The following is a 20,851-nucleotide window of genomic DNA, read 5'->3' on the forward strand; positions in this document are numbered from 1 at the left end:
ATCGTTTTGTTTTTAAAGTTCAAAAGTGGAAACTGCAAATTTGCAACTTCCACTTTATAAAAAGAAATTATAAATGTTATAAATTTCTAAAGTTTATATGTTAATGTGAAATAGTAATTTCTAGGCATAATCGGGTTTACAGAATAATTTTCGTGTACGTTGTAGTTTACCACATCGAATAGATTACCCACTTTTCCTTGGATGGAAAATTTATTCCAGTCGTAGCCAAGAGATAAATTTACGGTTGTGTAATCTTTCAGATCAAACATTCTGGTTACGCCACCTCGGCTTGTATTGGTAGATTTTGTATCGTTCCAGCCAGCAATTCTGTCTCCGATATAGTAGAATCCTGCGCCAATTTTAAGTCCTTTCACATAATTTGTAAATTTATAAAAAACTGAAGCATTCGCCGTTGTAGCAGGTGTTCTTACCAATCTTTGATTTTCGATATAACCTTTTTCAGGCGTGTCTACATACACAGAATTATTGTAAGAAAAACCTCCAATGATGGATAAATTTTCATTTGGATTTCCGGTAATATCTAGCTCAACCCCGCGGCTTCTCATTTTTCCTGCAAATTCTTTAAGATTGGTATCTGTAGCGTTTACAGGAGCTCCGTTTTGTGCCACAAACCAATACGTTTGGTAATAATTATTGTAATCGATTTGGTAAGCAGATACATTTACCGCTAAAGCATTATTCCAGAAATTCTTTTTAATTCCAACTTCATATTGATCAACGGTTGTTGGTTTAATTCCTAATCTCGATAAGCTTCCCAATTGATTCTGAACCTGCTGTGTCGGCTGATTGGTATTCACTGTATTGAACTGATCGGAAGTATATCCTGTATTCACAACAAATGAATTGGTGTACGTTGCAAATGCAGAGAAATTATCATTCGGCATATAAACAATTCCAACTTTTGGTGAGAATGCATTGTCTGATGTAGATGAATTTGCTACTTCAAATTTTTCATTAGATGCAAAACGAGTGGTTATTGTTGGCATATTTTCGATATATGACCATCGTAAGCCCGCGATTACTTTTAATTGTTTTGTTAAACTGATAAAATCTTGTGCATAAAATCCTATTCTTCTGGTATTAACTCTGGTTTTGGTATTGCTTGTAGAAGTTGGCATATCTACGCTGCCCCAAGTAGAAGGATCATCTAAAAATAAAGTATTTGATGTTGAGCTTAAATTGTAGCTGTAAGTATCGGCTTGATTATAATCTGCATCTGAACCTAATAAAACCTTATGGTTGATTTTTCCTGTATTAAATTCTCCGTTGATGTTTACTTGTGCAGAACCATAGTTTTGTTCGTTATAGGTTTTTCCAAAGGGTCTTGTCCATGAAAGGCGGTTGGTTTGAACTTTGTCATACATCCATTGTACTCTTTCAGAAGAAAAATAATCTTTCGTATAATTCTGGTAAGAAGCAGTAGCATTCAAAGACCATCTTTCATTAAACTGATGATTGAAAGTGACATTGGTAGAAGCTTGTTCCACATTTTGATATTGCCAGTTTGTTCCGAAGAAAGTATTTCTACCCACGGTATCATTCAGTCTGTAACTTCCGTCTTTGTTGGTAATAGAACCAATTCCGAAATCTGGCGTAAAATCTGTTTTTAAATAATCTGCTTCTACAATTAATTGCGATTTCGGACTTATATTAAATAAAAATGAAGGATTAAAATAGTATTTCTCAGATTGTACCACATCTCTGAAACTTTCAGCATATTCATAAGCTCCATTCACTCGGAAAGCCATATTTTTAGATAAAGGACCATAAATATCTACGGTTGGTTTGTAAGAATTCCAGCTACCGGCGTTCAATCCAAGGCTTCCTCCGAAATTAAATTTAGGCTTTTTCGTAATCATGTTGATGATTCCTCCGGCTGCAGCATTTCCGAAAAGCATAGCATTGGCACCTTTCAGAACTTCCACTCTTTCCAGTCCGCTTACTTCAGGGAAAACTCCGCTGTTGATTCTCGAACCGTTTTTAAAGATATTATCGTTTCCTAAAATAAAACCTCTTCCTCCAAAACTGTCTTGCGAATTTCCTCTTGAAGATGTAACATACATTCCGTTGACGTTTTGTATCACATCACTCAATTGTTTTGCCTGCTGTTGCTCAATAATTTCGTGAGTAACGATGGCAATTGGCTGAGGAGTTTCCATTACCGTTAAATTAGATTTCGTAGATAATGGCTTGGCTTTATTGGGGTTTCCTGTTTTGTGAAGATTCACATCTTCAATGGTTTGGATTTTAATAGTATCCACCTTTTCCACCTGTGCGGTTAGGGATATTGCTGTGAACAACAACCCTAGAGTAACTAGCTGTCTTTTCATTTTACTTTTATTTAGAGTGGTTTTAAATAAGGCGCAAATGTAAGATTGTTATTTAGAATAAATCAAAATAAAAATCTGATTTTTATCAGCTATTCAACAGGTGATGAATTATTCCTAAATTAGTGATAGTCTGTTTGGCGAAAAATAATTATAAATATCTTTGTTAAAAATAAAATTATGCAATTGGTAAAAGTTGGGCTTTGTGCCTTTGGAATGAGTGGAAAAGTTTTCCATGCTCCCTTTTTAAAGGAACATCCGGGATTTTTTATGTCGGCAGTGGTGGAAAGAAGTAAGGAAGAATCAAAAGAAAAATATCCCGATGCAAAAATTTTTCGATCTGTCGAAGAAATGTTGGAAAATGCAGATATTGAGCTGGTTGTAGTAAATACTCCCGTTCAGACTCATTTTGAATATGTTAAAATGGCTTTGGAAGCCGGTAAGAACGTTATTGTAGAAAAACCTTTTACGGTAAATGTTTCAGAAGCGGAGGAATTGGCAAAACTGGCAGAAGAAAAAGGGTTGTTTTTAAGTGTTTACCAAAACAGAAGATTTGATCGTGATTATCTTCAGGTTCAAAAAATAATCAGTGAGCAAAAATTAGGAACCATTAAAGAAGTTGAAATTCGTTTCGACAGATTCCGTACCGAACCAAGCGGGAAATCTCACAAAGAAAATCCAAACGAAACAGGTTCTGGTTCTCTTCACGATTTAGGCGCGCATTTGGTAGATCAGGCGGTTCAGTTGTTTGGTTTTCCTGAAAAATTATTTGCTGATGTTTTTTCAATGAAAGGAAGCGAATATGCAAATGATTATTTTGAAATCCTTTTATATTATTCAAATGAATTGAGAGTGAGATTAAAATCTTCCGTTTTCAGCAAAGAAGCTCATTATGCTTATGTATTGCATGGAAGTAACGGAAGCTTTTTACAAGAAAGAACAGATAATCAGGAAAATGAATTGGTTGCAGGATCTATTCCGGAATACGGAAAAGAATGGACTCAGCCTTTAAAAGAAGCAGACGGAATTCTGAATTTTTTAAATGAAAATAAAGAAACGGAAAGAATTCTTACTTCCAGCGAAGCCGGAAATTATATGAATTATTATCAGAATATTTACGAACACATCGTTTTTGGATATTATTTGCCATCACCAGCCGAAGAAGTGATTCTGAATATGAAGATCATTGATGCTGCAATGGAAAGCTCGAAGCAGGAAAAAGTGGTTACTTTTTCATAGGGTCTGAGAGTTGTAGAGTTTGAGAGTCTTAGAATTGTAGGGTTTGAGGGTTTTAGCGTCGTGGTAATATAAACTTTTTTACATATTCGGCTCTAAAACTCTCAAACCCTCTCACTCTCCAACACATTACCCTTCTCCCAACATTTCCTGAAGCTCCAGCCATCTCAATTCATGATTTTCAAGCTTTTCAGAAATGGTTTCAAGATCAGCAGAAAGTTTTGCTATTTTTTCGTAATCTGCTTCGTTGTTTAGCGAGTCAAGAATTTTTGCTCTTTGCTCTTCAAATTCCGGCATTTCTTTTTCAATCAGTTCAAGTTCTCGTTGTTCTTTGAAAGAAAGTTTTTTCTTCTTATTTGAATTTTGAGTAGGAGCTGAAACCGTCGCAGTTTCTTTTACAGGCTCAGCTTTTTGAACGGCTGATCTTTCCAACGCTTCTTCTCTGCTTTTTGCTTCACGATATTCAGAGAAATTTCCTACAAAATCTTTAATTTTTCCTTCCCCTTCAAATGCCAGAACGTGATCCACAATTCTGTCCATAAAATATCGGTCGTGAGAAACAATAATTAATGAACCTTGGAATTGTTGTAAAAAGTTTTCAAGAACCGTCAACGTTGGAAGATCCAAATCGTTGGTAGGTTCATCAAAAATCAAAAAGTTCGGATTTTGATATAAAATATACATCAAGTGTAATCTTCTTTTTTCGCCACCCGAAAGTTTTGAAATGGGAGAGTACTGGGTTTGATCATCAAATAAAAATAACCTCAAAAACTGAGATGCAGAAAGACTTTTTCCGTTGGCCAAAGGATAATGTTCGGCAACTTCTTTAATGAAATCAATAACTCTTTCATCCTCTTTATAGGTTAAGCCTTTTTGTGAAAAATAACCAAAAGAAATCGTTTCTCCTGTTTCAATTTCACCTTTATCAGCTTTTTCAAATCCTTGAATGATATTTAATAAGGTTGATTTTCCGGCTCCATTTTTCCCGATAATTCCTACTTTTTCACCACGCTGAAACTGATAACTGAAATCTTTCAATAAAACTTTAGTTCCGAAACTTTTATCGATATGGTGAAGCTCAAGAATTTTACTTCCCAGTCTTTTCATTTCAAAATCTAGTTCTAGAGCTTGTTTTCTGGTATCGGTTTTGGCTACTTTTTCTGTTTCGTAAAAAGAGTCAATTCTAGATTTAGATTTTGTAGTTCTCGCTTTGGGCTGTCTTCTCATCCACTCCAGTTCCTTTCTGTAAAGGTTATTGGCTTTATCGATGGTTGCGTTCATGTTGTCCTCTCGAATCATTTTATTCTCAAGATATGTCGCGTACGCACCATTGTGAACATACAGGTTTTTATCTTCCATTTCCCAGATAATGTCACAAACACTATCAAGGAAATATCTGTCGTGGGTTACAAGAAGTAACGTGATTTTTGCTTTGTTTAAATAATTTTCAAGCCATTCCACCATTTCCACATCAAGGTGGTTGGTGGGCTCATCCATAATTAATAGAGTGTGACGGTGCTCTGCTCTGGTTTCTGTTAAAAGTTTCGCTAAAGCAACACGTTTAATCTGTCCTCCCGAAAGCGTTCCCATTTTCGCATCAAGATCAGTGATCTTAAGCTGGGAAAGAATCTGTTTCATTTCGTTTTCAAGATCCCATGCTTTATGCGTTTCCATATCCAGTAATGCTTTTTCGATAAAATCATTATTGGTGGAATGCAAAGATTGATGATAATTTTTTAAAGCCATAATTGGCGCTGAATCTAAGGTCATCATAAATTCATCAATCGTAAGATTCGAATCAAAATCAATTTCCTGATCAAACAAAACCACCTGAATATCTTTATTGATGTTTACCACACCGCTGTCTGCGATTTCTTTGCCCATCAAAATTTTCAAAAGCGTAGATTTTCCGCTTCCGTTTTTGGCAACAATGGCAATTTTGTCACCTTCGTTGATGTGACAAGTGATGTTTTCGAACAAAACTTTGATGCCATAAGATTTGGTAAGATTTTCGACAGAAACGTAATTCATTGGAATGTAATGGTTTGATATTTAATTTCAATTGAGCCGCAAAAGTACGAAAATGTAACAAGAAAACTTTTAAATACACTAATACTAAAACTCATTTAATTATGATTAAAAAATTAAGATCTGTACCGAAAGCCAGATATTGGGAGTATTTTATTTTGGTTGCAAGATTTTTACTTGCTTTTATATTCATAAGCTACGGAAGCGGAAAGTTGTTGGAAGGTGGCCAGTTTGGAATATCATCTCAGGAAATGGCAACGCCAATCAAAGACCTGTCGCTGTTTCGTGTAATGTGGTATTTATTTGATCATGAACCATTTAAATCCGTTGTCGGAATTTTACAGATTATTACAGGTATTTTATTGCTCTTCCACCGAACTGTAATTTTGGGCGTTTTCTTTTTTATACCGATTGCAAGTACTATTTTATTGATGGATATTAGCTTCATGGAGAAAGGGATGGCAATTATTTTTGTGAAAAGATTTATTTTATATTTCATATTGTGTGGGTTTATCTTGTGGTACGAAAAAGAAAGAATGCAGATGATTTGGAAAGCAATAATTAAAGACTTCTCCTTTAAACTGAGGTTTCCTCTTTTTCTCTATTTAATTATCCCACTTTTGGCTTTATTACTTGAATTTTCTGTAGGTATTCTCCAGCTCATTGGCAATTTTGTTACTGAGCCTGATAAGTCTTTCCAGTTTATAAAACATATGATTCAATCTTTATTTTAAATTAAAATTTATAACTGATTTCTTAATATGTTGAATTATTATTCTGTTAATAGCATTTTGATTGTCATATTTTAGTTAAAATAAATAATGCTTTGAATTAATTGTATTTTGTATCGATTTTTGATGTAGCTTTATTATAAGTTATTTTAAAATTAAAACTATGATGCAAATTAACTATTGGGCTATTTTCGTAGCCGCACTTGTTCCATTAATTATGGGATTTATCTGGTATCACCCAAAACTTTTCGGTAAAATTTGGATGGAAGAAACCGGATTAACAGAAGAAAAAATGAAAGGTTCCATGATCGGAGTTTTTGTTTTTTCTGTGATTTTATCATTATTAATGGCTGTTTTCCTTCAGTTTGTCACTATTCATCAATTCGGAGCGTTGGGAATGGTGGGCGGCGATGAAAACAATGCCAACGATTCTTACCAAGCTTTCATGAAAGATTATAAAATGGCCTACCGTTCCTTTGGGCATGGCGCTTTGCATTCTTTTATGGCGGGATTTTTATTTGTTTTCCCAATGACGGCTATTAATGCAATGTTTGAAAGAAAATCATGGAGATATACGATGATTAATTCTGCATATTGGACGATCACAATTACCATCATGGGTGGAATTATCTGTGGTTGGTACGAGGTTGATGGTTTTCATTGGGTAACACAAAAATAATTTTAACAGATTAAAAGATAAGGCTACTTTTGCGTAGCCTTTTTTATGTCATATAATTTAAAAATTTACCGCAAAACTTCCGATTTACCTGAAAATTGGAATGCCATTATTGGAGATCATAATATCATGCTTTCCAAAGAATATTTTTGTGTTCTTGAGCATTCAAAACCAAAAAATATGGAATGTTTTTTCATTGGATTTTTTCATGATAATGAGTTGATTGGTGGAGCTTTATTTCAATATTTAAATTTTATTCAGCATAAAACGTTTCAGAAAAATGAAGTTTGGTGCAGTATCCGAAATTTTTTTGCCAGAAAGTTCAGTAAAGATGTGATGATTCTTGGAAATAATATGTTGACAGGGCAAAACGGATTTTATTTTGATGGTTCCAAAATAACTTTGGAGAAGGTAATTCCTCTTTTGGATGAAGCGGTTCGAAAGATGCAAAAAGAAATCCGCAAAACAGATTTGATTATTTATAAAGATTATCAGTCGAATTTTGTTAAATATTTTCAGGATAAAAATCACGAGGATTATTTCAGGTTTTCGGTTCAGCCGAATATGATGCTGAAATTGCGTGAAAACTGGAATAATTTTGATGATTACATACATGATTTTTCTAAAAAGTATCGTGAGAGAGTGAAATCAGCGAAGAAAAAACTGACGGGAATTGAAAAGCAGGAATTGCATTTGCCAGATATAAAAAAGCATCAGCATCAAATGAATATTTTATATCTAAATGTAGCTGAAAATGCGCCTTTCAATACTTTTTTTCTTGCCGAAAATCATTTTGAAAAAATGAAAGAATATCTGAATGAAAATTTTAAAGTATTCGGATATTTTTTAGACGGAAAACTCATCGGTTTTTATACTTTAATACTTAATTTAAAAGACATTGATACCTACTTTTTAGGCTACGATAAAGACATTCAAAAGTCGAAACAACTCTATCTGAATATGCTTTTGGATATTGTTGAATTTGGAATAACTCAAAAGTTTTCAAGAATAATTTTTGGAAGAACAGCATTGGAAATAAAATCAACAATTGGTGCGGAACCTTTTGAAATTTTTGGATTGATAAAGCATAATAATTTCGCAATCAATCCTTTTATAAAAAATATTTTTCCGTCAATTTCTCCCAAGACGGAATGGATTCAGAGAAAGCCTTTTAAGTAATTTCTGCAACTACGATCGCCGAAAAATGATGTTTTAAATTAATTTTAACTAAAACAGAATGAATTTTAGTATCGTCTTATGACTAATTGTTACAGGAAATTTTGATTTTTGTAGCAAACTTTTACACATGAAAAAATTCAATATTTTATTTCTGATATTTTCCACTTTTTATCTGAATGCTCAGGTAATTTCCGGAACTGTAATTTCCAACGACGAAAAAAAGCCGATTCCTTATGTAAAAATTGGAGTTGAGAAAGAATCTATCGGTGCGATTTCCGATGAAAAAGGAAATTTTACCATCGATCTCTCAAAAGCAAGCGTTTCTCATAAAGTGAAAATTGATGTGGCTGGCTATGAAAGTTTTTCACAGAATATAAATGATTTCATTAAACAAAATCCTAAAAAAATTGTGTTAAATGAAAAAGTGAAAGATATTCAGGAAGTAAAAATTACACCGAAAAAATTAGTTGATAAAAACTGGGGTGTGACCACGAAAACAAAAAGTGTGATGTACTCTTTGAACAAAGATTCTTCGCCTCAGGATTATTTGGAAACCGCTTTGGAATTCAGCACAAGTAAAAGAGCGAAAATTAAAAATATCAATTTAAATGTCGTAAAAATAGATTCTGAAAACCCTATTTTGATGCGTTATAGTATTTATTCAGAAAAAGATGGTTTTCCGGATAAAACTATTTTGAACGAAGAAATTAATGTTGAATTAATTGAAGCCAAGTTAAAAGATGGAACTTTTACTCTAGATGTTAATGATAAAAATATTTGGGTGCAGGGAAAATTTTTCATTGGAATCCAGTTTTTGAGAAAAATTGAAGGAGGAATTAAAATAAGTGCAGCATTATTCAGAACAGGCTATATAAGGGAATTTTATGGCGATTGGAAAAAAATGTCAATCGCGGCTCCAGCTATAAATATTGATGTGAAAGTGGATAAAAGCAGTAAAAATATCAAAGACGAAGTAAAAGATAATAGCGACAGAGCTTCGGTGCTTACTCCAGATATCAGCCAATATAATATGGAAGCTGAAGTTTCTGTGTACGGAAAAAATAATGTAGCAGGAAAAACGGTAAAACTGAATGATGCAGAATTATATTATGAAACCTACGGCGAAGGCGAACCGCTTATTTTACTTCATGGAAATGGCGGAAGTATTCAGGAATTTTACAAGCAGATTCCTGAGTTTTCAAAGCAATTTAAAGTCATAGCTATTGATACGAGATCTCAAGGAAAAAGTAAAGATATGACGAAAGGTGATTTAACCTATAAAATTTTTGCTGATGATCTTAAAAATATAATGGATCAACTGAATGTATCTAAAGCGAATATTCTGGGTTGGAGTGACGGCGGAAATACAGGCCTTGAGTTTGCTTTAAAATATCCGCAAAACGTAGAAAAATTAATTATTATTGGAGCAAATGCTTATCCACAAGGCGTTGACGGAGAATTGCTGAGGAATTTTAAAAGCAAAGTGAAATTCATGGAGCTTTCTCAACAGGCAGAATATGATAATGAAAAAAGATTGTTGAATCTAATGCTGAACGAACCAAATATCAATAAAAAATCTTTAAACACAATCAAGAATCACGTTCTTGTGATTGCCGGAGAAAATGATGTCATCAGAAAAGATCATACAGAAATGCTGGCGAAAGAAATCCCGAATGCAAAGCTGAAAATTTATCCTAAAGTTTCGCATTACCTTCCTTTTGAAATTGCAGATGAGTTGAATAAGGATGTGGTTGATTTTTTGAAGAATTAACTCGTTTAAAATAAATAAAATATAGCACTTTTGAATTTACTTCGAAAGTGTTTTTAGTTTAATCTAACGTCAGTCTTTTCAAAGACCAAGAACTACCGTTGTAAATATCAAGATCTACTTTGGTATTAATACCATGAACGATTCCGTTTTCTGTAAACTGCCAGAAATCCCAGTCACTGTCGGGCGATGGGGTAGGAACGTCGTTATAATTCGCTAACCAAAGCGGATAATCATCAAATTTACCTTTTAAAACGTCTTTGTAATAATGATAATAGGTGTAAATAATAGGCTTTTCACCGTAAGTTTCCTCGATAATTTTACACCAGATTTTCAAATCCTCCACTAGTTTTTTATTGGTTTTTCGTTTAGGTATTTTTTCAATATCAAGAATCGGAGGCAAATCTCCGCTTTCCAGTTTTACATTATCCAAAAAATTATTTGCCTGAATAATCGGATCTTCATCTGCGCGATAAAAATGATAAGCTCCGCGAATTAAATCATGCTTCTTGGCCTGTTCCCAAAACTCATCAAAATGTTTGTCAGCATTACGGTTTCCCATCGTGGCGCGCATCACGACAAATTCAAGCGGAATTGTTTTATTTCCGATGGTCAAACTGTCCCATTTTATGTCTTCCCGATTTTGATAATGAGAAATATCAAAACCATACGTTTTATCCAGATTATGGGAAATAATTTTCTGAATTCTTAAGGTTTCAGTTTCGTTGTTGTGAAGCTTTTTATGTGTGAATTTATTAAAGTAAAGCGCGTAATAGTAACTGATTGATTGTTTTAAATATAACCCCGTTCCGATTAATGCAATAATTAAAATTGCCAATACCACTTTTCGACGAAAAAAATAATTCTTTCGTCGGTTTTTATGCAGGCTTTTGGCGGTCTTTTTGCTGTACTTTTTCTGTGACATAAAGTTTTACAAAACTAACTTTTTTCACTTCTAAATGCTAAATAAAATCAGTAAATTTGTGTACTATGGAAACACGCGAAAAAATCATCATTATAGGGGGAGGTTTTGCGGGGCTGCAACTTGCAAAAACATTAAATAACAAGAACAAAAAGGTAATTGTTTTAGATCGGGTAAACCATCATATGTTTCAGCCTCTTTTCTATCAGGTGGCGTGTGGAAGGATAGAGCCTTCTAATATTTCTTTCCCCTTCAGAAAGATTTTTCAGCAATCCAGAAACACTCAGTTTCGTATGACGGAGGTTCGCGAAATCGATGCTGCGAACAATAAGGTAATCACCGATGAAGCTGAATTTACTTATGATAAATTAATCATCGCAACCGGTTGTAAAACTAATTTTTTCGGTAATAAAGATCTTGAAAATAAAGCTTTCGGGATGAAAAATACCCAAGAGGCAATCGGAATCCGAAACCATGTTTTAATGACTTTTGAAAAACTGATTATTGAAAAAGGAAGGAGTGACGACGGAAACTGGAATATCGTGATCGTAGGAAGTGGCCCGACTGGAGTTGAACTCGCAGGCGCTTTCGCGGAAATGAAAAAGGAAATTTTACCGAGAGATTATCCTTTTATGAATTTCGATCACCTTAATATTATTCTCGTAAGTTCTACAGAAAAACCTTTAGCGGTGATGAGTCCTGAAGCTCAGCAGAAGTCTGAAGAATACTTAAAGGAACTGGGCGTAACTTTTTTAAGTCAGGAATATGTAACCGACTATGATGGTGATAAAGTTCATATGAAAAGTGGAAAAACAATTCCTTCCAACAACGTAATCTGGGCTGCCGGAGTTACAGGAAATGTGGTTGATGGTTTTCCTGAAGATAAATTAATCAGAAACAGATATATAACCGACCGATTCAACAAGGTAAAAGGTTATGATAATGTATTTGCGATTGGAGACATTGCTTATATGGAAACTCCGAAATATCCTCAAGGGCATCCTCAGGTTGCCAATGTCGCAATTAATCAGGCGAAAAATTTAGGTAAAAATCTTTTAAAGAAAAGCCCTTCCGAATGGGTTGAATATGAGTATGATGATAAAGGCTCTTTGGCTACGATCGGGAAGCACAGAGCGGTGGTAGATTTACCATTTATAAAATTTCAGGGATTTTTAGCATGGTATTTCTGGATGTTCTTACATTTAATGTTAATTTTGAGCGTTCGAAATAAGCTTGCTGTATTCTTCAACTGGATGTGGAGCTATTTCAACAAAGATTCGTCTTTACGACTGATTATTTTACCTAATAAGAAAAACGAAACAGTACAATGAGAATTGATATAATAAGTGTACTTCCAGAATTAATGGAAAGCCCTTTTAAAACTTCTATTTTGAAAAGAGCGATGGATAAAGGGTTGGCAGAAGTACATTTTCATCAGCTGAGAGATTGGGGGCTTAACAAAAAGAAACAGGTGGATGATGAGCCATATGGTGGTGGTGCAGGAATGGTAATGATGGTAGAGCCGTTGGACAACTGTATTTCTGAGCTTAAATCTCAAAGAGACTATGATGAGGTTATTTATTTGACACCCGATGGCGTTACTTTAAATCAAAAAATAGCCAATACACTTTCTATTAAGCAAAATCTGATCTTTCTGTGCGGTCATTATAAAGGTATTGACCAACGTGTGAGGGATCTTCATATCACTAAGGAAATTTCTATCGGAGATTATGTTTTAACGGGAGGTGAGCTTGCTGCTTGCGTTCTGGCAGATTCTGTAATTCGTTTGCTTCCGGGGGTTTTGAATGATGAACAAAGTGCTTTAACAGATAGTTTTCAGGATGATTTATTGTCTCCGCCAATTTATACCCGTCCGGAAATTTACAAAGGGTTGGAAGTTCCCAAAGTTCTTTTAAGTGGTAATTTTGGCAAAATTGAAGAATGGCGTCATGATGAAGCGGTGAGAATTACCCAAGAAAAAAGACCAGATTTACTGTAAAATTTTTCCCTTAATTTTGGTAAACGATGAAGTAATTTTGCAATTTTTAAGAATTTATTTTTAAATTGGAATGAAAGTTGTAATAATTTGATTTGTAATTAAAATATTATTGTTTTTAAATATTTTAAATGATATATTATTCTATAAAATTTAGAATTTATATTTTATTTTAAGTTTAAAACTGATGATGTAATAAACGTTTAGTTAAAAATTTAAACCGTTGTAATGCGCTTTGGTTAAACGTTTTTACAGAATCGTTATGATTTGAATATAAAATAAATATGAAAATAATATAAATAAATTAATCATATTTAAAAAAAAATAATAAATTTACATCCAGAAAGTATAGTATAAATTTTAAGGAATAGAAATGCGTGTTGATGGAGCTGTTTTCTTTTTATAATGTAGAAAATTTATTTTTACCAGACCCGCCACCAAAACATAAGTTGGATCCTACAATCTCCGGATTGAGGAATTGGGACGAAAAAAGATACAAAAACAAGCTCTTTAAAATATCACATGTTTTTCAGTTGATGAAGGAGAAAAATGGTATATTGCCATTTATAATTGGTTTATCCGAAGTTTCCGGAAGGAAAGTCTTGGAAGACCTTGTGAAGTTGGAACCCTTTAATTCAAACTACGGAATTGTGCATTACAATTCTATGGACGAAAGAAAGGTAGATGTAGCAATGTTATATGATAAAAATAAAGTAGAGGTGATAGACTCAGAAACTATTACTTACTTCTTTGAAATTATAGACAAAAACACAGAAAATTACGACACAACTAGGGATGTACTTTATTCAAAAGTGAAATATAAAGGTGAGGTCATCAATGTTTTTATCGCGCATCTTCCCTCTAAGCGTGAGAAAGATATTAACAGACCAAAAAGAGCTTTTATACTCTCGGAAATTCGGGGCAGGATTTTGAGCCTTCTGAATAAAGATAAGGAACATGTGATTCTATGTGGTGATTTTAACGAAAACCCAGATGATGAAAATTTGATAAAAATTCTCTTCGACGATAGCCAAAATAAGGTGTTGGAAAACCCTTTTCTCGAGCTATTTTCTACCAGAAATTATTCTACTTTTCATTATAAATCTGGACTGTTGTTTGATCAGATTATATTATCCAAATCATTATTCAATAATGATCTTGCGATCTCTTACAAGAAAGCAGGGATTTTTAATTCTGAAAAAATAAGCAGCCGGACAGGAAATTTTAAAGGCAGACCCTTCCGAACCTATGCTGGTACACGATATTTGGGAGGCTATAGCGATCATTTTCCGGTTTTTGTAGAATTCACAAGTCTATAAAAAGTTTAAATAAAAAAACATGAATAATAAAAAAAAGTAGAAAATGAAAAATTCAAGCAACGCAAACTATCATTTAGATTCAATCGACAAAGAAATCATCTACATGTTGATGGATAACGCTAAAACTTCTTTAGCTCATATTTCGAAAAATGTTGGTATTTCAACAACAGCCGTTCACCAGAGAATAAAGAAGCTTGAACATGCCGGAGTTATCGAAAATTCAATTTCGTTTCTTAACCCTAAAAAAATTGGATACAAAGTAATTTCGTACATCGGTGTATTTTTGGATCAGCCAAGTCATTATCCGGAGGTGGTAAAATCTCTGAAAGATATTAATGAAGTGGTAGAGGCACATTACACAACTGGTAATTATACAACTTTCCTTAAAGTTCTTTGTAAGGATAATGATCACTTGATGCAAATTCTTAGTAAACTTCAAAAGCTAAAAGGTGTAACAAGAACAGAAACTTTCATATCTTTGGAGCAAGGAATTTATAGACAATTGAAAGTATAACAGATTATGAACATTGCTCAATATTTGGATTCAACCTATTTGAAAACACCTGAACAATCGGGGCTTTCAAATGAAGAAACTTTAAAAATCAACGAAAAACTTACTCAGGAAGCCATCGATAACGGAATTTTTGCCGTAATGATTCGCCCCGATTATGTTGCTGAAATTAAAAAGTATATTCAGAATAAAAATTCAAATGTTGTAATAGGTACTGTAATTGGTTTTCATGAAGGAACTTATTCCATCGAAGAAAAACTGGCAGAAGCCTCAAAAGCAATTTCAGACGGTGCAGACGAATTAGATTTTGTAATTAATTATAATGCTTATTTAAGTGGAAATCTTCAGCTTGTAAAAGATGAATTTGTAAAATGTACACAGCTATGTTTACAAAATCATAAAGTTGCGAAATGGATTATTGAAATTGCAGCTTTAACTGATATACAAATTGCAGATCTTACAAAGAATATTTCTAATTGGGCAGAAGAAAATTTCTCGGAAAAAGATTTATCTGAAATCTATGTAAAATCTTCTACAGGCTTTTATCAAACTACCGGTGGAAAGCCCAACGGAGCCACGTTTGAAGGCATAAAAATTATGCTGGATAATGCCGGAAAACTTCCTGTGAAAGCTGCAGGAGGAGTAAGAACTCCTGAAGATGCAGAAAAGATGATTAATCTTGGAGTAAAGAGAATTGGTACTTCTTCGGCTTTGGCTTTGATTAAAAATGAATCAAGCGCTGAAACGTATTAAAAAATCAAACAAATCAATAAAAAAATAAAACCATCAAATTCAATTTTGATGGTTTTTTATTTTAAGCTTGTTGAGCAAGATATTCAGTGTAAAACTGTTGTGTTTCTATAATCAACGCGTTCATTTCTTCTAACGTGAAAACTTCAAGGAATTTTTTTCTGAATTCTTTAAAGTGAGGTACCCCACGGAAATAATTGCTGTAATGTTGTCTCATTTCCACCAGTCCTAATTTTTCACCTTTCCATTCTACGCTCCATTCTGCATGTTGGCGAACAGCTAATAATCTGTCTTCAATGGTTGGAGCTGGTAAATGTTCTCCGGTTTTAAAGAAATGTTTAATTTCATTAAAAATCCAAGGATATCCAATGGCTGCACGACCGATCATGATGCCGTCGCACGCATATTTTTGTTTATATTCTAAAGCTTTTTCAGGAGAATCGATATCACCGTTTCCAAAAATAGGAATTTCGATATTTGGATTTTGTTTAATTCTAGAAATATGCTCCCAATCGGCTTCTCCTTTATACATCTGAGCACGCGTTCTTGCATGAATCGTCAATGCCTTGATTCCCGTTTCCTGAAGACGTTCTGCTACTTCATCAATATTAATAGAATGAGAATCCCATCCTAAACGAGTTTTTACGGTTACAGGAAGGCTTGTTGAACTTACCACGGCTTTTGTTAAACGAACCATAAGGTCAATATCTTTCAAAACTCCGGCTCCGGCTCCTTTGCAAACAACTTTTTTTACGGGGCATCCAAAATTAATATCTACTAAATCGGGATTTACCGTTTCCACAATTCTTGCAGACATTGCCATCGCTTCCTCATCGCCACCAAAAATCTGGATACCGACAGGTCGCTCGTAATCAAAAATATCTAGTTTTTTTCGGCTTTTCATTGCATCACGAATCAAGCCTTCAGAAGAAATAAATTCTGAATACATCAAGTCTGCACCGTGCATTTTGCATAGTCTTCTGAACGGAGGATCGCTCACGTCTTCCATCGGAGCCAATAAAAGCGGAAATTCCGGCAGTTCTATATTGCCTATTTTTATCATGCTGCAAAATTACAAAATTTTAAACTTTTGAGATGATGATAATATCTATCATTGTAAATTATAATGTGAAAGCCTAATTTTTTAAGCTTTAAAAACTCGCTTTTACCTGCATACTTCCAATATGGATGGTTCTTTCCCCGGAATTTCTTCCTTCATAATTTAAATTTAATTGTAAGAAAGAATTCAGTGCCTGTTGAATGAAAACACTCCAAACTTGGTTTTTCCCAGGTTTCAACCCGTCAAGCATTTGGTTTCCGACGATACTGAAATTGTTTCCGTTGAAATTATTATTGATGAATGAAAAATTCCCTCTGATGGAAGTCTTCTTACGTTCCCACTGAATAGTTCCGGTAATATCAAAAGCCTTTAATAATTCTTCACCATCCATTCTCTGTTTTTGTCTGAAAGCGGAAGAAAGTTCAGCCTGAATAGCATCTGTAAATTTGTAAGTGGCTTTTGGTTTTGTTTCAAAATTATTTAAATGATAATCTCTTGTTGCAAATAGTTGTGATGAATTTTGAATATCATGCACCGAATTTTCCCAGTCGATCCTGAATTCTTTATTAAACCAATATCCAACATTCACAAAATGAGAAGTTTGCTCACGTTCTTCATTACTAAAATTGGCATTGATGACGTTGTCATTGGCAATGAAACGGTAATTACCATTCCAACCCGATTTTTCTGTCGGACTGAACTGAACTGAGGCCAAAATATTCTGATTTTTCAGAATCTGATCATCACTTTTCTCAAATGGATTTAAAACTAATACTTTATCTTTTTTATAGAAAGAGTTTTGTGAATTTAAAGAAACATTGAAATTCCAACGCTTTAAAAAGGCATTTTCAGAATTAAAAACAACGGATGGATTCACAAATAAAGCCAACTGTAATTTATTTTTATTGGAAGGAATATATCGTACAGAATTGGTGTAAACCCTGATATATTGTGCCAAATCTGAATATTCTGCAATTTCAAATTCATCAAGCTGCTGAACGCCGTCGCCGTTGTAATCGGTCCATTTATAAACTCCTTGCCCGTCCGTAACTTTTATATATTGAAACTCTCTTTGTGCTTCCTGCCCGTTTCCTAACTCATAGAAAGCCTGCAAACGCATCCCGTTTCTGAACAATTGTTGGTTGTAAAGAATGTTTCCAACCACGAAATCATTATTTCTTGACGCATCAACATCCTGATTCTGATAGAAAAATTTTCTATAGTGAAGCAATACATTCAATGTAGTTTTTTCACTTTTTATCAACTGACTTTCCGCCATAATCCCCAAAATATTATTCATATTCTGAAGTCTGTTATCGCGCACCGAGTCGTTATCACGCATATAAACTTTAGCCAATAACTTCGTTCTGGTACTGTCTCCGATTTTTTTCTGAACGAAAAGTTCTTTCCAGCTGAAACTCGTAACATCCATCAATTGCGTATCGTTGTACGTTTTCTCGTTATGCTCCATACTTCCACCCAAAGCCCAGCTTCCTTTTTTACCGGTGTATTCCGTTGAAGCGCCCCCTCTGATGAACTTGGTATCCTGAAGAGTGGCGTTGGTTTCCAAATAGGATAGATTTCCTTTTGTGAAAAATTTACCCTTGATCCAGCCGAAATCCAAATCATTTTTAATCCCTTTGTAAGAATCTTTTTCATCAAGATAATTGATTCTATAGTTTAAGGTTGATTTATTATTCCATTTATTTAAAAAGCTGAAAATAAATCTGTTTTGTGTTCTTCCGCTGAATTCCTGAGCCAGGTTGAAATCTCTCGAGAATTCTACATCATTAATACGATCTAAAATATGGAATTGCTTATCTATATATTGATATTCGAAACTTGGAGTTCCTTTCCAATTGTTTTTCGTGAATGTTTTATTACCGAAAATACGTCCGGCATAACCTAAATTCTGATCTGAATCTTTAGATGAAAATAAATTGAGATCATAATTACTTAACGAGAAATCTGCCCCAATTTTACCTTCTTTCAAAGCAACTTCAGTATTTACTGAATATACTTGCGCTTTTTGTGGAGAAGGCAGTTTTCTCACCGCTCTGTAATCTCCCTGATTGGGACCAACATATTCGAAAACTCGTCCGTTGTTGGTCGTTTGTGAGGTTTTATAATCTCCTAAATTGGCTCCGAAATAAGTGTAAGAAACTTGATAAAGCGTTTCGTTGGCATCGGTAGAGAATTCGTAATAATTGCCATTTCCACCTTGTACTAAACGATACAAAATTTTGTTTACATCATAAGGAGTAGCCACCCCTGAAGGAGCGTACATAAGATCAGGATTATTTCCCGCATCGGCAAGAATTTGTTCGTCTTCTTTGGAAAGATTTAAAGCTAATGGAGCATTTTTATTATCATTTTCCATAAACCAGTTCAACCCAACTTTGAATTTCTCTCTTTTGTGCTCAACTTTTCCGGTAAATAAATATCTTGAATAATTTCTGTTGGTATAGTTATATGAAATTGTAATAAAGTTTTGTTGGAAAATAGGTCGGAAACTGGTAAAAGTTACCTCACCTGTATTATAATTGATGACGTAATCCTGGTTTTCGCCACGTTTCATTAAAATACCATCAATAAAAACCTGTTCCGAACCTGAAATTAAAGTAATGAACTGTTCGCCATTTTTTCCCGTCAAACGATAAGGCCCTTGATTTCCTTCAACCCCTTGAAAACGAACTCGGTGGAATTCACTTCGCGCAACACCCATCGATACATCTACAAAAGTTTTATTTTCTTTACCAAATTCTGTCTGAAACTCAAGCCCCATACTTCGTCTCTGAAACTTCGCGAAATAATTTTTAGCTTCCACCAAATCTAAATGTCCGGCTCTAAGGATCGATTTATCCTTAATATTAAGCTGCATATAAATTTTGTCGAATTCTTCAAGCGTTTGTGTATAACCGTCTGCCTGAATCGGAAGATTGTGATCTGAAATACTGGCTAAAATAGTTACATCTTTCGAAAGTCGACCAGAAATCTGTAAATCCATGGAGCTTTGTACCGATTGACCCTGATTATTACCAAAAGTAATCCCTCGAATAATAGAACCTTTAGAATTTAGTTCACCTAAGAAACGTTTTTTGTCATTTTTAGCTAAAACAGCTTCATCTACAATAATTCGGTTGCTGGTTTTAACAAAGTCTAGGGTATCTTTTGCAAAAATATCTTGTTCAAGCCTTGCTGCTAGAATACTATCTTTTTTTATTGAATCTTCCGGAATATTAGGATTTTTCCACGTAAATACCTGAGCATTAGTAAATGTAATGCTCATGAAAAATATCACGAATAATAGAATAAAATTCCGCAAGTCTTGGAAAATAATTGGTAAAAATAACTAAAAATTGTTTATAATTGAGGTTTTAGCATTATTAACAAAAATTTACATAATTTATTGCGTTGAAAATAAAAATACTTGTATTTTAGCGACCTAAATTATTAATAATTAAATTTTTAAATCATGAAAAAACTTTATTCGTTAGTTGCTACGGCAATGATTTCAATTAGTGCGTTTGCACAATCAACAATTTACTCTGAAAATTTAGGTGCAGGTAGTAGTTCAAATCCATTGGTGACAGCTTACACAGGTTGGCAAAACTCTTCTCCAATTAGTTATAGTGGCACAACAGATGTTAGAAATAATTCTGTGTCATCTGGATATGCAGGTGCGTCTGGTGGAGCAAATATTTTATTCAATTCTACATCGGATACATTTATTATTAGTGGAATTAATACATCTACTTATAGTAATATTCAATTATCGTTTGGGCACGTGAAAACCACTTTAGCTTCGTCTAATGAATTAACGGTTTCTGTTAGTTCCGATGGAACGACTTGGACTCCTCTGACATATACAAGAGAATCTGGATCAGGAACAGCCAATTCTTGGGCGCTAATCACTCCTTCAGGAACGATTCCAGCAGTAAATAATCTTTATGTGAAATTTGATGGTGTTCAGGTTCCAAGTAATACACAAATGAGAATTGATGATATCAAAATAGTTGGTACTTCTGCTTCTCTTGCAACAAATGAAATTAAATCAGGTAAAAGCTCGTTTATTAAAAATACAGTTGTAAACAATGATATTACTTTTGGTGCTAAATCTGAAGTGAAAGTTTATAACATGGCTGGTCAGGTTGTAAAAACTGCTTCCGTTTCAGAAAATCAATCTCTAAATGTTTCTGATTTGAAAGAAGGAACTTACATCGTAGCTGGAACTGTAAACGGACAGTTAGTTTCAGAGAAAATTATCAAGAAATAACTTTAAGTTATTGTTAAATATAAAGCATCACTTTAAATAAGTGGTGCTTTT

General features: G+C 33.9%; 16 protein-coding genes. 11 read left to right on the forward strand and 5 right to left on the reverse strand.

Annotation, left to right across the window (positions count from 1 at the left end; all coding sequences use genetic code 11):
* Nucleotides 1-86: 86 nt before the first annotated feature.
* Complete coding sequence (locus tag ABEG63_RS01675) at nucleotides 87-2,351, reverse strand: TonB-dependent receptor (protein ID WP_346582491.1); 2,265 nt, start codon at nucleotides 2,349-2,351, stop codon at nucleotides 87-89.
* A 177-nt stretch (nucleotides 2,352-2,528) separates the two neighbouring features.
* On the opposite strand from ABEG63_RS01675, the gene ABEG63_RS01680 reads away from it, so the two are divergent.
* On the forward strand, nucleotides 2,529-3,587 hold the full coding sequence (locus ABEG63_RS01680) for a Gfo/Idh/MocA family oxidoreductase (protein WP_267402003.1): 1,059 nt from the start codon (nucleotides 2,529-2,531) through the stop codon (nucleotides 3,585-3,587).
* Nucleotides 3,588-3,713: 126 nt separating this feature from the next.
* Here the strand turns inward: ABEG63_RS01680 and ABEG63_RS01685 are convergent, their stop codons facing one another.
* Entirely contained in the window at nucleotides 3,714-5,615 is a 1,902-nt protein-coding gene (locus ABEG63_RS01685) for an ABC-F family ATP-binding cassette domain-containing protein (protein WP_346582493.1), read from the reverse strand.
* Nucleotides 5,616-5,716: 101 nt separating this feature from the next.
* Between ABEG63_RS01685 and ABEG63_RS01690 the strand changes: the two genes are divergently transcribed.
* The 4 genes from ABEG63_RS01690 to ABEG63_RS01705 all read left to right on the forward strand — a co-directional run bounded on the left by ABEG63_RS01690 (nucleotide 5,717) and on the right by ABEG63_RS01705 (nucleotide 9,969).
* Complete coding sequence (locus ABEG63_RS01690) at nucleotides 5,717-6,346, forward strand: hypothetical protein (RefSeq protein ID WP_346582495.1); 630 nt, start codon at nucleotides 5,717-5,719, stop codon at nucleotides 6,344-6,346.
* A gap of 160 nt (nucleotides 6,347-6,506) precedes the next feature.
* Nucleotides 6,507-7,022: a DUF1761 domain-containing protein gene (locus ABEG63_RS01695; RefSeq protein WP_346582497.1), complete on the forward strand. Its 516-nt coding sequence runs from the start codon at nucleotides 6,507-6,509 to the stop codon at nucleotides 7,020-7,022.
* Between the two features lie 45 nt (nucleotides 7,023-7,067).
* Nucleotides 7,068-8,198 carry an 8-amino-7-oxononanoate synthase gene (locus tag ABEG63_RS01700; protein WP_346582499.1) on the forward strand — a complete coding sequence of 377 codons (1,131 nt, stop codon included), beginning with the start codon at nucleotides 7,068-7,070 and terminating at the stop codon, nucleotides 8,196-8,198.
* 127 nt (nucleotides 8,199-8,325) lie between these two features.
* On the forward strand, nucleotides 8,326-9,969 hold the full coding sequence (locus ABEG63_RS01705) for an alpha/beta fold hydrolase (RefSeq protein WP_346582500.1): 1,644 nt from the start codon (nucleotides 8,326-8,328) through the stop codon (nucleotides 9,967-9,969).
* 58 nt (nucleotides 9,970-10,027) lie between these two features.
* On the opposite strand, the gene ABEG63_RS01710 is transcribed toward ABEG63_RS01705, so the two are convergent.
* On the reverse strand, nucleotides 10,028-10,891 hold the full coding sequence (locus tag ABEG63_RS01710) for a GH25 family lysozyme (RefSeq protein WP_346582502.1): 864 nt from the start codon (nucleotides 10,889-10,891) through the stop codon (nucleotides 10,028-10,030).
* A 65-nt stretch (nucleotides 10,892-10,956) separates the two neighbouring features.
* On the opposite strand from ABEG63_RS01710, the gene ABEG63_RS01715 reads away from it, so the two are divergent.
* The 5 genes from ABEG63_RS01715 (at nucleotide 10,957) to deoC (ending at nucleotide 15,467) form a co-directional block, all read left to right on the forward strand.
* Nucleotides 10,957-12,219, forward strand: coding sequence for an NAD(P)/FAD-dependent oxidoreductase (locus ABEG63_RS01715; RefSeq protein ID WP_346582504.1), 1,263 nt, complete (start codon nucleotides 10,957-10,959; stop codon nucleotides 12,217-12,219).
* Entirely contained in the window at nucleotides 12,216-12,887 is a 672-nt protein-coding gene (trmD, locus tag ABEG63_RS01720) for a tRNA (guanosine(37)-N1)-methyltransferase TrmD (protein ID WP_346582506.1), read from the forward strand. The genes ABEG63_RS01715 and trmD overlap by 4 nt, the downstream gene beginning before the upstream one ends.
* A gap of 380 nt (nucleotides 12,888-13,267) precedes the next feature.
* Nucleotides 13,268-14,203, forward strand: a complete 936-nt coding sequence (locus ABEG63_RS01725; RefSeq protein ID WP_312388980.1) for an endonuclease/exonuclease/phosphatase family protein — start codon at nucleotides 13,268-13,270, stop codon at nucleotides 14,201-14,203.
* Nucleotides 14,204-14,246: 43 nt separating this feature from the next.
* Complete coding sequence (locus ABEG63_RS01730; RefSeq protein ID WP_259109841.1) at nucleotides 14,247-14,717, forward strand: Lrp/AsnC ligand binding domain-containing protein; 471 nt, start codon at nucleotides 14,247-14,249, stop codon at nucleotides 14,715-14,717.
* Nucleotides 14,718-14,720: 3 nt separating this feature from the next.
* A complete protein-coding gene (gene deoC / locus ABEG63_RS01735; protein WP_346582831.1) occupies nucleotides 14,721-15,467 on the forward strand; it encodes a deoxyribose-phosphate aldolase in 747 nt (248 codons plus the stop codon).
* Between the two features lie 61 nt (nucleotides 15,468-15,528).
* Here deoC and dusB read toward each other — a convergent pair whose 3' ends face one another.
* Both dusB and ABEG63_RS01745 read right to left on the reverse strand, forming a co-directional pair.
* Entirely contained in the window at nucleotides 15,529-16,527 is a 999-nt protein-coding gene (dusB, locus tag ABEG63_RS01740; protein WP_346582509.1) for a tRNA dihydrouridine synthase DusB, read from the reverse strand.
* Nucleotides 16,528-16,615: 88 nt separating this feature from the next.
* On the reverse strand, nucleotides 16,616-19,813 hold the full coding sequence (locus tag ABEG63_RS01745; protein ID WP_346582511.1) for a hypothetical protein: 3,198 nt from the start codon (nucleotides 19,811-19,813) through the stop codon (nucleotides 16,616-16,618).
* A 186-nt stretch (nucleotides 19,814-19,999) separates the two neighbouring features.
* On the opposite strand from ABEG63_RS01745, the gene ABEG63_RS01750 reads away from it, so the two are divergent.
* A complete protein-coding gene (locus ABEG63_RS01750) occupies nucleotides 20,000-20,800 on the forward strand; it encodes a T9SS type A sorting domain-containing protein (protein WP_346582513.1) in 801 nt (266 codons plus the stop codon).
* Nucleotides 20,801-20,851: the final 51 nt, after the last annotated feature.

This window comes from Chryseobacterium sp. C39-AII1, assembly GCF_039672645.1.
GTDB lineage: Bacteria > Bacteroidota > Bacteroidia > Flavobacteriales > Weeksellaceae > Chryseobacterium.

Coding starts and splice junctions, on each gene's coding strand:
- ABEG63_RS01690 (WP_346582495.1), top strand. CDS start 5,717: ATGATTAAAAAATTAAGATCTGTACCGAAAGCCAGATATTGGGAGTAT.
- trmD (WP_346582506.1), top strand. CDS start 12,216: ATGAGAATTGATATAATAAGTGTACTTCCAGAATTAATGGAAAGCCCT.
- ABEG63_RS01710 (WP_346582502.1), bottom strand. CDS start 10,891: ATGTCACAGAAAAAGTACAGCAAAAAGACCGCCAAAAGCCTGCATAAA.
- ABEG63_RS01675 (WP_346582491.1), bottom strand. CDS start 2,351: ATGAAAAGACAGCTAGTTACTCTAGGGTTGTTGTTCACAGCAATATCC.
- ABEG63_RS01715 (WP_346582504.1), top strand. CDS start 10,957: ATGGAAACACGCGAAAAAATCATCATTATAGGGGGAGGTTTTGCGGGG.
- ABEG63_RS01725 (WP_312388980.1), top strand. CDS start 13,268: ATGGAGCTGTTTTCTTTTTATAATGTAGAAAATTTATTTTTACCAGAC.
- ABEG63_RS01700 (WP_346582499.1), top strand. CDS start 7,068: ATGTCATATAATTTAAAAATTTACCGCAAAACTTCCGATTTACCTGAA.
- ABEG63_RS01680 (WP_267402003.1), top strand. CDS start 2,529: ATGCAATTGGTAAAAGTTGGGCTTTGTGCCTTTGGAATGAGTGGAAAA.
- ABEG63_RS01685 (WP_346582493.1), bottom strand. CDS start 5,615: ATGAATTACGTTTCTGTCGAAAATCTTACCAAATCTTATGGCATCAAA.
- ABEG63_RS01705 (WP_346582500.1), top strand. CDS start 8,326: ATGAAAAAATTCAATATTTTATTTCTGATATTTTCCACTTTTTATCTG.
- ABEG63_RS01730 (WP_259109841.1), top strand. CDS start 14,247: ATGAAAAATTCAAGCAACGCAAACTATCATTTAGATTCAATCGACAAA.
- ABEG63_RS01750 (WP_346582513.1), top strand. CDS start 20,000: ATGAAAAAACTTTATTCGTTAGTTGCTACGGCAATGATTTCAATTAGT.
- dusB (WP_346582509.1), bottom strand. CDS start 16,527: ATGATAAAAATAGGCAATATAGAACTGCCGGAATTTCCGCTTTTATTG.
- ABEG63_RS01745 (WP_346582511.1), bottom strand. CDS start 19,813: ATGAGCATTACATTTACTAATGCTCAGGTATTTACGTGGAAAAATCCT.
- ABEG63_RS01695 (WP_346582497.1), top strand. CDS start 6,507: ATGATGCAAATTAACTATTGGGCTATTTTCGTAGCCGCACTTGTTCCA.